15 protein-coding genes are annotated in these 14,129 nt (G+C 70.1%); 9 read left to right on the forward strand and 6 right to left on the reverse strand.

All coding sequences use genetic code 11. The features are described 5' to 3' along the window. Window positions 1-100 precede the first annotated feature (100 nt). From AB0K07_RS27435 to AB0K07_RS27445, 3 genes are all read left to right on the forward strand, one after another. On the forward strand, window positions 101-271 hold the full coding sequence (locus AB0K07_RS27435) for a hypothetical protein (protein ID WP_363759309.1): 171 nt from the start codon (window positions 101-103) through the stop codon (window positions 269-271). Continuing rightward, entirely contained in the window at window positions 258-1,412 is a 1,155-nt protein-coding gene (locus AB0K07_RS27440; RefSeq protein WP_363759312.1) for a helix-turn-helix transcriptional regulator, read from the forward strand. The genes AB0K07_RS27435 and AB0K07_RS27440 overlap by 14 nt, the downstream gene beginning before the upstream one ends. Window positions 1,413-1,786: 374 nt before the next feature. Then, a complete protein-coding gene (locus tag AB0K07_RS27445; RefSeq protein WP_363759315.1) occupies window positions 1,787-2,269 on the forward strand; it encodes a DUF2231 domain-containing protein in 483 nt (160 codons plus the stop codon). A gap of 102 nt (window positions 2,270-2,371) precedes the next feature. Here AB0K07_RS27445 and AB0K07_RS27450 read toward each other — a convergent pair whose 3' ends face one another. Both AB0K07_RS27450 and AB0K07_RS27455 read right to left on the reverse strand, forming a co-directional pair. Continuing rightward, window positions 2,372-2,797: a hypothetical protein gene (locus AB0K07_RS27450; protein WP_363759318.1), complete on the reverse strand. Its 426-nt coding sequence runs from the start codon at window positions 2,795-2,797 to the stop codon at window positions 2,372-2,374. A gap of 97 nt (window positions 2,798-2,894) precedes the next feature. Beyond that, complete coding sequence (locus AB0K07_RS27455; RefSeq protein ID WP_363759321.1) at window positions 2,895-3,524, reverse strand: hypothetical protein; 630 nt, start codon at window positions 3,522-3,524, stop codon at window positions 2,895-2,897. Between the two features lie 223 nt (window positions 3,525-3,747). Between AB0K07_RS27455 and AB0K07_RS27460 the strand changes: the two genes are divergently transcribed. The 3 genes from AB0K07_RS27460 (at window position 3,748) to AB0K07_RS27470 (ending at window position 5,480) form a co-directional block, all read left to right on the forward strand. Beyond that, complete coding sequence (locus AB0K07_RS27460) at window positions 3,748-4,131, forward strand: VOC family protein (protein ID WP_363759324.1); 384 nt, start codon at window positions 3,748-3,750, stop codon at window positions 4,129-4,131. Window positions 4,132-4,289: 158 nt separating this feature from the next. Continuing rightward, window positions 4,290-5,021: a hypothetical protein gene (locus tag AB0K07_RS27465; protein WP_363759327.1), complete on the forward strand. Its 732-nt coding sequence runs from the start codon at window positions 4,290-4,292 to the stop codon at window positions 5,019-5,021. Between the two features lie 63 nt (window positions 5,022-5,084). Further along, entirely contained in the window at window positions 5,085-5,480 is a 396-nt protein-coding gene (locus AB0K07_RS27470; protein ID WP_363759330.1) for a VOC family protein, read from the forward strand. 105 nt (window positions 5,481-5,585) lie between these two features. Here the strand turns inward: AB0K07_RS27470 and AB0K07_RS27475 are convergent, their stop codons facing one another. After that, window positions 5,586-6,152: a dihydrofolate reductase family protein gene (locus tag AB0K07_RS27475; RefSeq protein WP_363759333.1), complete on the reverse strand. Its 567-nt coding sequence runs from the start codon at window positions 6,150-6,152 to the stop codon at window positions 5,586-5,588. A 128-nt stretch (window positions 6,153-6,280) separates the two neighbouring features. On the opposite strand from AB0K07_RS27475, the gene AB0K07_RS27480 reads away from it, so the two are divergent. Both AB0K07_RS27480 and AB0K07_RS27485 read left to right on the forward strand, forming a co-directional pair. Then, the gene (locus AB0K07_RS27480) at window positions 6,281-6,724 is read left to right on the forward strand and encodes a DUF5990 family protein (protein ID WP_363759336.1); all 444 of its coding nucleotides are present in this window, start codon (window positions 6,281-6,283) and stop codon (window positions 6,722-6,724) included. Between the two features lie 229 nt (window positions 6,725-6,953). Next, a complete protein-coding gene (locus AB0K07_RS27485) occupies window positions 6,954-8,528 on the forward strand; it encodes an IPT/TIG domain-containing protein (protein WP_363759339.1) in 1,575 nt (524 codons plus the stop codon). A gap of 110 nt (window positions 8,529-8,638) precedes the next feature. Here AB0K07_RS27485 and AB0K07_RS27490 read toward each other — a convergent pair whose 3' ends face one another. Then, window positions 8,639-9,013, reverse strand: a complete 375-nt coding sequence (locus AB0K07_RS27490) for a VOC family protein (RefSeq protein ID WP_363759342.1) — start codon at window positions 9,011-9,013, stop codon at window positions 8,639-8,641. A gap of 260 nt (window positions 9,014-9,273) precedes the next feature. On the opposite strand from AB0K07_RS27490, the gene AB0K07_RS27495 reads away from it, so the two are divergent. Beyond that, on the forward strand, window positions 9,274-9,777 hold the full coding sequence (locus AB0K07_RS27495) for a hypothetical protein (protein WP_363759345.1): 504 nt from the start codon (window positions 9,274-9,276) through the stop codon (window positions 9,775-9,777). Between the two features lie 77 nt (window positions 9,778-9,854). Here the strand turns inward: AB0K07_RS27495 and AB0K07_RS27500 are convergent, their stop codons facing one another. Continuing rightward, entirely contained in the window at window positions 9,855-10,910 is a 1,056-nt protein-coding gene (locus AB0K07_RS27500) for a glycoside hydrolase family 43 protein (RefSeq protein ID WP_363759348.1), read from the reverse strand. 72 nt (window positions 10,911-10,982) lie between these two features. Further along, window positions 10,983-14,126: a GH92 family glycosyl hydrolase gene (locus tag AB0K07_RS27505; protein ID WP_363759351.1), complete on the reverse strand. Its 3,144-nt coding sequence runs from the start codon at window positions 14,124-14,126 to the stop codon at window positions 10,983-10,985. Window positions 14,127-14,129 lie beyond the last annotated feature (3 nt).

Here is a 14,129-nt window from a genome sequence, read left to right on the forward strand (position 1 = left end):
CCCTAGTGTCCGGTTTGGGGCGTAGTCGCGTCCCGTTGGCCTGGTGCGGCGGTGGTCGATCCCGAGCATCACCGCTGGGCCTCCACGGGAGGAGGCGGGGATGAGCAGTCAGGACGACGGCGCTCCGGAGAACAAAGGCAAGCATTCGGAGGCGGCCGAGCGGGAGGCTGCCAAGCAGCGCCTTCTGGCGCAGGCCGAGGCGGATCGCGTACCGGTGGAGGACACCACCCGTGCGGTCCCGGACCGGCGGTGGCGGCGTGACCAGCGATGACGTGCCGATCGGCCGCCGGGTCGCCCGCTGGCGGGTGCGGCGGTCGATGACGCAGCAGATGCTCGCCGACCGGCTCCGCAGGTCGAAGAGCTGGGTGGACAAGGTCGAGCGGGGCGTCCGCACCTTGGACCGGTACTCGGTGATCCAGGAGCTGGCCCACGTGCTGCGCGTCGACCCGGAGGTGCTGCTCGGCCGGCCGCGGAGCACCCCGGCCAGCAGGCCGGACGGGGTGGACGACATCCGGGCCGCCCTCGCCCGCTACGACACCCCACAAGCGCCAGCCCAAACAACGGAGGTGCTGCGAAGGCAGGTCGGGCACGCCTGGCTGACCTATCAGCACGCGCACTACGCGCAGTTGGTACGCGTGCTGCCGGGCCTGCTCGACGCCGCCCAGGGCGCGCAGTCAGCAGAGCTGCTGGTGCAGGCGTACCGGATCACCTCGTCGGTGCTGGTGAAGCTCGGCGAGCCCGACCTCGGCTGGCTGGCCGCCGACCGGGCGATGGCTGTGGCGGGCGACGATCCGGTCCTCGCGGCGACGGCGGCCGTGTCGGTCGGGCAGGCGCTGCGCGCGTCGGGCCGGGACCGGCTGGCCCTCGCCGCGACGCTCGCCGCCGCGAACCGCGTCGCGCCGACGCCGCAGCGGCCGGCGGGGGAGTGGGCCGTCTGCGGGACGTTGCTGCTTCAGGCCGCCCTGGCCGCCGCCGGCTGCGGCGACCCCCGCCGCGCCGAGGAGCTGAGCGACCGGGCCGCGGGGATCGCCGCCCAGCTCAGCGGGTACGACGACCCGCACCGCACCAGCTTTGGGCCGATCGCCGTCGACCTGGCGCGGGTGGTGGTGGCGGTCTTGCGGGGTGACGCCGCCGAGGCGGTGCAGCGGCATGCGACGGTGATCCGGCGGGAGGCGTGGCGGCGGCTGCCGGCCGAGTACCGGGGCGCGTACCTGGTGGATGCCGCGCGGGCGTACCTCCAGGTTGGTGACCTGCGCGGCGCTGCCCGCGCGCTTGTCGACGCGGACAGCGTCGCGCCGGCCGAGGTCCGGTGCCGGCCGTTGGCGCGTACCGTGATCGCCGAGGTTGCCCGGGGTCACCCGGCGCCGGCCGGCGTGGCGCGACTGGCGACGCTGGTCGGCCTGACCCGATGACCGGCCAGTCTCCACCCGCCGGCCTCCACCTCGCCGGAACTGGCGATATCGGACTGGCCTACCGCATGGCGTCAGGGTGGCGGTATTGCCATCGGGCCAACCGGTGCGTCTTCACCGGGTGGGGGCGTGGTCACGGTGGTGCGGGATCGGATCGAGCTAGCGGCGCCGTGGCGGCGGCTCGGGTGGGCTTGGCTCGCTACGGATGCCAACCGCCACTTGGCGAGGCTGGTCAGCAAATGTTCCGGAGTACGTGCTCCACCAGCCCTAGGCTGGGACTCAACGGGGATCCCCGCTGCCCCATCGATGAGAACCGGTCGTTGTCACGCATCTTTACTTCTCGTTGCGATCGTTGCCGGGCCACCGAGGAGAGGGCTGTGTTCGAGGAATTCCGAGGAATCCCGCTACACCCTCTGGTGGTGCACGCGGCGGTCGTCTTCGTCCCACTCCTTGTGCTCGCCGCCGCCGTCTACGCGTTCGTGCCCCGGCTACGCCGTTGGATCGGCTGGGCGGCGTTGCTGCTCGCCATCGCCGCGCCGCTGGCGACCCAGCTGGCCACTCAGTCCGGAGAGGCGTTGAAGGAGACGCTGACCGCCAAGGGCTATCCGCCGGAGATTCTTGCGCAGGTGGCCGAGCATCAGCGGTACGGCGAGCTGACGCGATCGTTCACCTTTGGGCTGGGAGTGTCGACTTTGCTGCTTCTGCTGGTGACCAGTGGGCATCCGCGGGTCGCCCGGCTGCCTTCTTGGGTGCGTCTGCTCCTCATCGCGGCGATCGTTGTCTTCGGGGTGCTCAGCGCGGTGTACGTCGTGCTGGCCGGAGACACCGGCAGCAGGGCGGTGTGGACCGGCGTGACATGACTGGTGAGCGGAGGGGCACTCGCTGCCCTCCGTCTGGCCGCCGTAGAGCCTCGTGTGAGAAGTCGCCGCCCAGTGCATCGCGGTTCGCGAGGTGATGTCGCACTACCGTCGGCGTTTGGGTCTCTGTCTGCGGCCAGCGCGACGCTGAGATCGGGTAGGGCTGGTTAGGTGATGCGCTGACGGGTCGAGGTCGGCCTGGGTCAGCACCGGGCGCCCGAGGCGCGTCGACAGCCATCGGCGCTGGTAGCCGCTCAGGCCGTTGATGAAGACAACGGCGTCGACGTTTCTGCTCGAACAGGTCGTAGCGATCTCTTCCAGCTTTCCCGGGCCGATGAGGAAACGACGCGACAACGGCGCGGTCATCAGTCGTACCCCACCATCGGAGACACCCCTGCGCTGGACGAACCGGTCCAGCACCTGTCCTCCCAGTGCCGTAACCTGCGCCTCCAGCGCGTCGAGGCGGTCCTGGTAATCGCGGTCCTTCGCCGAGAACAGGCCTACCAAGACGACCGAGCCGATGACGGTCACCCGGACAGCATCCCAGGTCAGCTGTCCAACACCACGACATATTCGGTCGGCGCGGCAGCTGGCGCAGCTCAGGACGTGAGCCCAGGGGGCACGGGTCCTAGGTATGCATGAGGTTGAGGAAGTCGGCGGCGTCCGGGAACGGGCTGTCCTTGGCAAACTCACCTATGTAGACGACAGCCTCCTCGTCCTGGGCGTAGGAGAAGCCGTCCAGGGCCGGGCCGATCACGAGGATGTTGCCGCCACGTCGCCAGGCGGCGTACCGCCACGAGTACCGACCGATGGCAAGGTGCCTGCCTTCGGTCCGGACGTCACACTCCGGTGGGCCGAGCCGTTCGGCGAACCGGTCGATGGACGCGTCGACGTGCGCCTCGAACTCCTCGCGGCCGGCCCCCCGCTGGCTCGACCAGCCGGGCAGCGAGCCCCAGAAGTCGTCCGGCCACAGCTCCCCGCCCACGTCGTAGGAATGGGCGAACGGCAGGTAGAGGCAGTAGTCGCCGTAGACGACGTGACCGGCCGCGGTGACAAAGCGAGCTTCGTCGGTCGGTACCTCGTCGTCAGACCAGCCGAGACCGCGCATCGCGCTGTCGGTGACGTCCCGATCGTTCCATGGGAGGTCTGCCAACCTGACGATTTGACCGGCCAACTCCGGGTCGATGGGGCACCCGGCGACGTAGCTCTCGATGACCGTCTCGTCCTCGCCGGTCTCCGGCTGGTGATCTTCCGACACGGCCCAGGATTCTCCCGACGCCGGCACGGGCCGCGCAAGCGCGGGCCGGGAGTCTTCGGCTGGAGCCGACCAACCAACCTGGGCCAGAGCAATGCTCAAGACCTGTGGATCAGCCCGCTGGAGAGCTATCACCGGAGCCCACCTCGTCGCCCTGGTTCGCTCCGGCGCTGATCTCGTGTGCTCTTGGCACGACAAGGTCGTGATTATGGGGCAGGCTACTGGCATGAGGTCACGAACGAGTGGCATGTGGTGGGGAACGACGATCGAGGCACCGGACCCCAGCGGCCTGGCCAGGTTCTACGCCGAGCTTCTCGGGTGGCATATCGGACACGAGGAGCCTGGAACGGCCATCGTCGCCGCTTCCCCGCAAGGACCCTTCTTCGTGTTCCAGCAGGCGGATGGCTACCGGACGCCGGTCTGGCCTCCGATCGAGGGGGAACAGCGGCCGATGATGCACTTCGACTTCCAAGTCGGCGACCTGGACTCGGCCGTCGCCGAGGCGGTCGCGTTGGGAGCCACCGTGGCGGAGTTCCAGCCGCAGCAGAACGTCCGGGTGATGGTCGACCCCGCGGGGCACCCCTTCTGCCTGTGCTTTGACCAGGCATGAACGGCTAGGACGCGTCGGGGACCGCCCACTCCGCGGGCGTCTCCGTCAACAGACTCGCCGACCAGTACGGCGTCCACCGTTCAGATCTGGTGCAAGGTCCACTCCGCTGGTCGAATGGGAGGCTCAGCTAAGACGTGACGACCTAGGGAGCTCAAGGCATGGCAACAGATGCCCTCGACGGACCGGTTCCGGAAGCAGCCGTACGTGGGCAGCGGGTCCTGGACCTCTTGGACAAGGCAATCGACGTCCAGAGTGCACTGGTGCGCAAGAACATCGCCCGGGCCCGCCAGCGGAACCCAGAGGCGACACCAGCACAGGTGATCCGCACTCTGGAGCGGATGTACGTCAGCGCCTTGACCGGGACGGGTGCTGCGGTTGGAGGAACTGCGGCAGCGCCGGGCGTCGGCACGGGAGTCGCGCTGGCACTGTCGGCCGGCGAGGCTCTCTCATCTCTTGAGCTGAGCGCCCTCTTCGCGCTCTCGATCGCCGAGGTCCACGGAGTCCCCATCGACGAGATCGAGCGCCGTCGAACCATCGTGATGGGAATCATGCTCGGCGGGTCCGGCTCCGCCACCATCACCAAGGTCGCCGAGCGTACGGGGCAACACTGGGGACGCCAGGTCGTCGCCAAGGTTCCCGGCGAGACGTTGCGTCAGATCAACAAGATCTTGGGCAGACACTTCATCACGAAGTACGGGACCAAGCAGGGAATCATCGTTCTCGGTCGAGTGGCACCGTTCGGCATCGGCGCTGTGATTGGCGGTGGCGCCAACGCTGCCCTCGCCGCTCTGGCTGTGCGGGCCGGTCGTCGCGCATTTGGCCCGCCCCCGGCATCGTGGCCACCGCTGACGCCCAGCACGCCGCCACCGTCCGAGGCCTTGGATGGCTGATCGTCGCTGCACTGAAGGGCGTCGAGCACCACGCCTTCGCCGTTCGCGCTGTCAGGGAGAGTCATGACAAGCAGGTTCACCGAGTTGGTCGTTGACACCCACGATCCGGAGGGGCTCGCGGCCTTCTGGTGCGAGGTCCTGGGCTTCACGGTGATCGACCGGAGCGAGGGCAAGGTCGAGATCGGCTCCTGGGTGCCGACCGTCGAGGAAGTTCGGGCCCGCCAGATGCCGCCCACCCTGCTGTTCGTCCAGGTGCCCGAGGAGAAGGCCGGAAAGAACCGGCTTCACCTCGACGTCAGCCCCATCGACGGCAGCACCGACGACGAGGTGACCAGACTGCTCGGCCTCGGCGCCACCAGGACGGATGTGGGCCAGGGCGCGGGCCGGAACTGGGTGGTCATGGCAGACCCCGAGGGCAACGAGTTCTGCGTCCTGCGCACCCTGGCACCGCAGAACTAGGCCGCGAGCGGGCTGCGGGCGGGCGCCGCAGAAGCGTACGTACAGCATAAGTCGGGCATGCGTTCCGAAAGCGGCACTCCGCGGCTCGTGCCGCTGGCCGCTCGGTCAGCGGTGCCGGCGGTACCGCAGCTCGACGATCCCACCGCTGGAGGCGGGGCTGGAGACCAGGTCGAGCTGGTAGGACCTGGGGACTCCGTCGAACAGCCGGGTGCCTTCGCCGGCGACATAGGGGAACAGGCTCACCCGCAACTCGTCGATCAGGTCCAACCGCATGAGCGACCGCCAGAGGCGGACGCCGCCCCAGACCAGGATGTGACCGTCTCCGCCCAGCCGGAGCTTGTCGATCTCCTCTGCCGTGTCACCAGCGGCGATGGTGGTGTTGGCCCAGTCGACCGTCCTCAGTGTCCGGGAGAAGACGACCTTGCGCCCGGCGTTCAGGATGTCGGCGAAAGGATGGTCGGTGGCCGTCGTTGTCATGGCTTCGGCCATGCCCTCGTAGGCGGTGCGGCCCATGACGTGCGCGTACGAGCTGCGGAGAAAGTCGAGGTGCGCCGGGTCGTCGGGCTCACGATTCTCGGGCAGGTCGAAGCAGAACTTCCAGAACTCGGTGCCCTCGTCGGCCAGCAGGCCGTCGAGCGAGTAGTTGAACACCGTCGCTACCAGCTTCCGCATCATCAAACTCCTTGGTCTCGGGTGGTCCAACAGATGGACGACACGGCCGCCCCAAACTCATCGCCGGCGCGGCCTCGGGGTTGACGCCCCCGGTCCGACGGTGAGGTCAAGAAACTAGAGTGGGTGGGATGCGGATCCGGATCGACGGCAGCGACCTCCCGGGGCGGCGCGCCGGTGCGGAAGCGGACGCGCTGCGGCTCGGCAACGTGCACGTCGGGGTCCAGCGCAAGGCCGAGGTGGTCGATCAGGTGCCGGCCGACGCGGCGACGGCGACATGGCGCTTCGAGGTGTCCAGCCGGGAGATCGACGGCGTGCTGGACGTCGGCGGGCCGTGGGTACACGGACGCCCCGGAGCACGGTTCCTGTATCTGAGCTGGGGCGCGGTGACCGAGGACGGCTTCGCGATGTTCCGACGGGCGAAGTTGATGTTCACGGACATCCCGACCGAGTTGCTGCGCGCCGCACACGAGGGCAGCGGGACTCTGGTCGGCCGGGTCGGGTTGACCGACGCCACCGGCGGCCCGCTCTGCGCTCGGGTCCACCCTCCCGCCGTCGCCTGGACGGTGGAGTGATACGACCGTTGTCGATCCTACGGCGGCTGCCCAGGCGGGACGACTTGCGGCGACGTTGGTGACGAACTGTAGTCATTCATGCACTTTCGGTGGTTCCCCCCATAGCGCGCCGCTCTCTTTCTCGTTTCGCCTTTGAGTGGCGTGGATCCAGGTTCCGCGCACCGGCACCTGCTTGAGCTGAACGGGGAAAGCGATGGGATCTGTCCGGCGACGACTGTCGGTGGCATTGGTGGGGTTACTGGCGGCTGGCGCGGCCGGTCTGGGGCTGGCGCCGCCGGCGCTCGCGGCCCCGGGCGACGCCGCTGCGCGGGGCGCGGTCCTCGACCTGGTCGGAGACCCCGGCGACGAGTCGGTTCAGGCCCAGGGGACCTTCGGAAGCGTGACCGCCCCACCCGGTGGCGGTACGGACGACGAGACGTCGGTGGACATCACCCTCTCCGATCCGGAGAACGTGGTCGCCACCGGCACGGTCGCGGAGGTCACCGCCACCCGCGGGCCGACCACGTCGTCCGCCTCGTCCCAGCTCGCCAACTTCACGCTGAGTGTCCTCGGCGTCGAGGTGCTGGACGTCTCCGAGTTGGGGGTGACCGTCCAGTGCAGCGCCGGCAACACCGGCGCCGGAGCCACCGGCGAGGATATCGCGGTCTTCGGTACGCAGATCAGCGTCCGTGACACGGCCCAGGAGTTCACCGCGAACGTCACCGTCACCGGTCTGACCAACGCCACTTTGCGCGCCGTCGTCGACCGTCAGCTCACCGGAACGCCGAACAGCTCGGTCGGAATCAACGTGCGCGCGCTGCTCTCCGTCTCCGGGCTCGATGGCGCTGAACCGGTGCAGTTCTCACTCGGGCAGGTGATCCTCGCGGAGGCCTCTTGCCAGAGCCCGCCGGCGGTGCCGCCGACGGCGTCGGCGATCTCGCCGAATTCCGGCCCGCAAGCGGGTGGTCAGCCGGTGACGATCACCGGCACCGGCTTCGTGCCGAATGCCACGGGCGTGACGTTCGACGGAGTGGCGGCCACCAACGTGGTCGTGGCCGCCGACGGGACGTCGTTGACGGCCGTGACGCCGCCGGGGACGGTGGGCCCGGCGGCGGTGGTGGTCACCACAGCTGGCGGCTCGGCCCCCGCGTTGCCGTACACCTATCTGGCCGACGGCACCGGCGCCGAGGTAACTGGTCTGACGCCGGGCGAGGGGCCGGCCGCCGGCGGTACGACGGTGACGATCACGGGCTCCGGGTTCACCGGGGCGACCGGGGTGACCTTCGCCGGGGTGGCTGGCACCGGCTTCACCGTCAACCCGGCCGGCACCACGATCACGGTGGTGACCCCGCCGAACCCGGCGGGTCCGGCGACCGTCGAGTTGGTCTTCCCGGCCGGTACCGCGAACGCCGGCACGTTCACGTACGGCGCGGTCGCGGTGGCGCCGAGGATCGAGTCGCTCTTCCCGAACCGGGGCAGCACCGCGGGCGGCACCGTCGTGGCCGTCCGGGGCAGCGGGTTCGTCCCGGGCCAGACCACGGTCGGCATCTGCGGACGGACGATCGCCGCGGGTGAGGTCACCGTCGCGGCGGACGGCCGCTCGTTGACGTTCCGCACGCCGCCGTGCGCGGCGGGCAAGGCCGAGGTCCGGCTGGTCACCCCGGGTGGTACGTCGAACGAGGCCGCGTTCCACTACGAGGCAAGCCTGCCGGTCACCGGCGCCTCGCTCGGCCTGCCCGTCGCGGCCGGCCTCACCATGCTGCTCGCCGGTGCGGTGCTGCTGCTGGTGACCCGCAACCGCAGGCAGAACGTCTGGCAGGCCTGACCCGGCCGTGCCCCGGCGCCGATGCCGGGGCACGGCCCGAGCCGGTCCGGGTGGCGACGAGTCTCGACGAGGCACTCCCCGCCCGGACCGGCCCCGGCACCCAGGCCTGGCTACAGGTACGGCCGCGTGATGATCTCGATGGCGTGCCCCGCCGGGTCGAAGAAGTAGAACCCGCGCCCGCCGTGCTCGGTGTTGGTCTCGCCCTCCCGCTTCATCTGCGGGTCGGCCCAGTAGGTGATGCCGCGCTCCTCGATCCGCGCCAGGCACCGCGTGAACAGCTCGTCGTCGACGAGGAACGCGTAGTGCTGCATCTGGATGTCCACCGGCGGCTCGGCGAACTGGAGCAGCACACCTTCGTCGAGCAGGACGTTGGCGAACGGCCCCCACGACGGCGCCTCCGGCAGCTCGAACAGCTCCCGGTAGAACGCGGCCGACGCGCTCTTGTCCTTCGCGGCGATGATCGTGTGGTTGAACGTGACTGCCATGCGTACCGTCTTCCCGGTAGATCCGAAGACCCGGCCGGAAGCCCGCAGCGCCCACCAACCGCACCGATGGCAAAGCCCCGGAGGCGCCGACGCCCCGGACTCCGCGCGAGACACACGTCCGTCGTGTTGATCTCGGCGTGGCGGCTGACGTAGCCACAACCTCCGGGGGGTAGGCCCATCTGGGGCGCGACCGAACGCTAACACGTCGGGTGCTGTCGATGAGTTGATCATCGCCCGGGCATCGGCTAGCGTGCCCGTCCGTGAAGCGTTCTCGTATTGCCTCCGCCCTGTTGATCCTTGCCGCCACGACGGCTCTCGCCGCCTGTGGTGACGGAGACAAGGCGACGACGGCCGGTTCCTCGTCGCCGGCCCCCACGTCCGCCGCCCCGACCTCGGCCGCCCCCTCCACCGCCGCAACGCCGACCGCGCCCGCCGCAAGCGGCGCGAGCGACAAGACGATGTGCGAGTCGGCGCAGAAGGCCGGGGACGAGATGAAGGCTGAGCTTGTCGCCATCGCGACGGCTGGTGAACCGTCGGCGGCCGATTTCAAGAAGATCCTGACCGGGCTCGACCAGAAGGTTACCGAGGTGGCCGCCGGTGGTGACAGCAAGGTCGCCACTGCCCTGCGGCAGTTCGGCGTCCTGGCATCCAAGGCGGCAGCGGCGCCGGACCCGGCGGCCGCCGCCGACAACCCGGCCTTCGAGAAGGCCGGAGCGGACATCACCGCCGCGTGCAAGGCGGCCGGCGTCAGCGTCAACTTCTGACCGTCGTTGCTCACTTGGCGCCGGCCGGCGTGGCGTACCTCGCCACGCTGGCCGGCGCCGGTCCTTGAGGCGTGCGGTCACTCGAAGAACTTGATGCTGAATCCGGTGTCGCTCGTCGGGCCGGGCACGTTGGCGCGGCGGTAGGTGGTGTTTCCCCACCAGCAGAAGGTGCCGGTGTACCAGTAGCGGTTCGCCCAGGAGTACGGAGTGCCCTTCGGCACGGCGTGGAACATCAGCGGGAACCTCGGCCCGGCCGGCGGGCTCGTGGCGATGTCGCCGTTGAGCAGCACGAAGCTGTGGTGGCCGGGCCCGTCGACGTGCAGGGTCGGGTCCCAGCCGGCCATCATCGTGGCCCGGTTCGAGCCGAACAGGCAGCCGTTCGACTTGTACCAGTCCCACACGTACGTCGGGTCGCCGCCGGCCCGCAGTCGCAGGTCGGCGAGGCAGTACTGGTTGCTCCAGCTCCCGTTGGCGGAGTAGACGATGTGCAACTGCCCGTTGGGGTCCCTGATCGCCTCCGGTGCCTCGTTGATGTACGGGTTGCCGACGACGCGTTCCCAGCTCTCCCGAGGCTGCGAGATGATGAACCGGTTGCCCGTCGGGGTGAGCGGGTCGCTTATCCGGCTGAGATAGATGTTCTGTTCGACGTTGGTGTCGCCGGCCCACCCCGACCAGACGAACCACCGCTGCCCGTTGAAGGTGAACAGGCTGCCGTCGATGGCCCACGTGCCGCCGGGCAGCGCGAGCTGCCGCTCGGGCGTGTAACCGCTGGCCGGCGACGCCGAGCTGATCGCGTACATGCGGTGCGCGGGGCCGCGCCCGGCCGAGAAGTAGATGTAGTAACGGCCGCCGTCGGTGACGATCTCCGGGGCCCAGACCTCGCCCAGGTTGCGGGTGTCCGACCACACCCGCTGGGCCGGCGCGGCGGCCAGCCCGTCGGTCGAGGATGCCTGCCGGACGGCGATCCCGCCGTCGAGCGACTGGACGGAGATGTAGGTGCCGCCGACGCGGATCACGCTCGGGTCGGCCGCCCGCAGGGTCGTCTGCCCGGCCACCGCGGGCGCGGCGCCGACGGCGGACAGGCCGGCGGCGAGCACGGCGGTCAGGAGGACGGAGAGGAATCTGGTGTTCACGGTGGTGTGCTCCCTGTGCTCGTGGGGCGGGCGGGGTGGCCGCCGGACCGGGCCGGCGGCCACCCCGGGCGCTCAGGATCCGTACACCTCCACCTCGTAGAGGCGCGCGGCGCCGTCGGTGGTCTGGGCCGGGGTGAGCACGCTCACCCGCACATACCGGCCGCTGGCCGAGAGCGGATGTTCGCTGGCGTCGGCGGTGTTGCCCCGGACGGCCGCCACCGTCGTCCAGGTGGCGGCGTCGGGGGACACCTGGAGGTCGAAGTCCCGGGTGTTCCAGGCCGGGTTCTCGCCGCCCGCCCCGGCGTGCAGCAGGCGAATGCTCGTGATCGAGCGGGTGGCGCCCAGGTCGATCCGCAGGAACCTGCTGGCGCCGGTCGAGCACCACTTGTCGGTGGTGCCGCCCGAGGTGCTGCCGTTGACGGCCTTCTCCGGTCCCTCGGTGCTGGCGCACTGGGAGTCGGCGACGGCCGGCCGGTTCAGCGCGAGGTTGGTGGCCGCCGCACCGCCGTACACCTCGAACTCGTCGATGCGGGCCGCGCCGTTGCCGTTGTTGGTGGGGGTGGTGATCGCGAGCCGGACGTAGCGGGCGGTCACCGCCCCGATCGGGTGGTAGGTGCGGCTGGACCGGTTGCCGGTCACCGTCGCGCGGGTCGTCCAGGTGGTGCCGTCGGTGCTGGTCTGGATGGCGAAGTCGGCGGTGTTCCAGCCGGTGGTCTCGCCGCCGAGCCCGACGTGCTTGACGACGAACGACCGCAGCGTCTGGCTGGCGCCGAGGTCGACCTGGAGGGTCTTCGTGCCGGCAGCGAGGGAGCACCACTTGCTGGTGCTGCCGAGTTTGCCGTCGAACGCCTTGTCGGGGCCCTCGGCGCTGTTGCAGGCGGCGGAGCCGGTGGCCGGCCTGCCGGCGGCGAGGTTGGTGCCCAGCTCCGGGGCGGCCGGCGGCGGAGTGAACCCGTCGGTGAACGACGGCGGCACGTTGGCCGGGTTGGTGCCCCAGGCCGACGGCGCGCCGCCCATCGTGTACGAGAGGGTGCCGCCGCCGGCGATGTCGGCGTACCGCAGCCAGGGTCGCTGCGTCGATGTGCCGTTCACCGAGAGGGCCTGCACGTACTGGTTGCCCTGCCCTGCGGCCGGGGCGGTGATCTGGAGATCACCGGTGGGCCGGTCGACCAGCATCGAGGGGAAGAGCGGGCCGTGCAGGGCGAGCGTGTCCGCGCCCGGGGTCGGCGGGTACATGCCGAGCGCCGACCAGACGAACCACGCCGAGGTGGCACCGAGGTCGTCGTTGCCGGGCAGGCCGCCCGCGCCGGTGGTGAACGACTCGTTCATGATCCGGCGTACGGCGGCGCTCGTGCCGGCCGGCGCCGCCGCGAAGTGGTACGCCCACGGCACGCCGTGCTCCGGCTCGTTGCCGATGTAGAAGTACGGCTGCGACTGCCCGCCGTTGGTCTGGGTGAAGTGGTGGTCCAGCCGCTGGATCGCGGTCTGCCGCCCACCCATCAGGTTGATCAGGCTGGCGAAGTTGTACGGGACCATCCAGGTGTACTGCGAGGCGTTGCCCTCGACGAAGTTCGACTGGCTGGCCGGGTCGAGCGGCCAGGGCCAGCTGCCGTCGGCGTTGCGCGGGTGCACGTAGCTCGACTCGGTGTTGAACGTGTTGCGCCACCACTGGGCCCGCGTCATGTGCGTGTTGTAGGTGGCGGTGTCGCCCAGCGCGCGGGCGAACTGCGCGACCGCGAAGTCGCTGGCCGAGTACTCCAACGAGTCGGAGGGGTCACCGTCGATGTACTGGCGTTGCACGTAACCGCTCTGTCGGCCCCGGATCGGGCTTCCCTGGGTGGTGCCGCCGGCCGAGCTCTTCTTCATCAGCGCCAGGGCCGCGGCGGTGTCGAAGTCACGGACGCCGAACTGGTAGAGGCTGTCCACGATGATCGGCCCGGGGTCGCCGGTCATCACGAACGCCTCGTTGTGGTTGTGCGACCACTTCGGCAGCAGGCCGCCCTGCTGGCCGTCGAGCACCATCGACTTCGCGATGTCGGCGGCCTCCTGCGGCGCGAGGTAGGCGATCAGCGACGCCCACGAGCGGTAGATGTCCCAGCCGGAGTAGTTCTGGTAGACCGGGTGGCTCGCGGTGTGGATGGCGTTGTCGAAGCCGCGGTACTGCCCGTTGACGTCGGTGGAGATGTTCGGGTTGATGAAGACGCGGTACAGCGCGGTGTAGAACTTCTGCATGTCGGCGGCCGTGCCGCCGGTGGCCTGGATCCGGTTCAGCACGGCGTTCCACTGCGCGTCGGCGTTGGTGCGTACGGTGTCGAAGGCGAAGCCCGACTGCTCGGCGGCGAGGTTGGCGGCGGCGCCCGCCTGGCTGACGAAGGAGATCCCGATCTTGGCCTGGACAACGGCGTTGCCGGACGTGTCGAAGGTGAGATAGCCGCCCGAGTTGGTGCCGCTGACGCTGGTGCCGCCGGCGGTGACGGTGCCACCGAGCCAGGTGCCGGTGCCGCTCGGCGCGCGGTCGAACTCCATCCGGTAGAAGATCTGGTACGTCTTCGAGCTGCCGCAGAAGCCACCGCCGGTGACGCTGCCGGTCACGGTCGACCCGTTGATGGTGAGCGAGCCGGCCCGGTTGCCGGTGGCGCTGCGACTGGTGTTGATCAGCACCCGGGCGCTGGTGGTGGACGGGTAGGTCAGCCGCAGGGCGGCCGTGCGGGTGGTGGCCGAGGCCTCCACCCTCGTGTTGCCGTAGTTGCTGAGCACCGCCTGGTAGAAGCCGGGCCGGGCCTGCTCCTGGCTCTTGTTCTGGGTGGCGCGGTAGGACGTCCACGCGGTGCCCGGCGAGGAACCCAGGGCGCCGGTGATCGGGAGGATGCCGAGGTCCTCGTTGTTGGCGCAGCCGGCCCCGTTGAAGTGGGTGAGGCTGAACTCTTCGATCTGGGTGTCACTGAACCGGTACCCCGACGGTGAGGCGGTCGGGGTGTCGGGGCTCACCTGCACCATCCCGAACGGCTGGATCGGGCCGGGGACGGTGCTGCCGCCGGCGCCTCCGCCGACCGGGTTCGGTGCGTTGCTGTCGTCGGTGCCGATGAACGGGTTGACGTACGAGGTGAGGTTGAGCGGGGCCGCGGCGGCGGGTGCGGCGACGGCGGCGAGGACGGACGTGCCGGTGATGGCAGTCGCCAGCAGGCTGAGCAGACGGGACGGGCCTGATCGGGGCATGAG

This window comes from Micromonospora sp. NPDC049301, from assembly GCF_040678715.1.
Taxonomy (GTDB): Bacteria; Actinomycetota; Actinomycetes; order Mycobacteriales; family Micromonosporaceae; genus Micromonospora.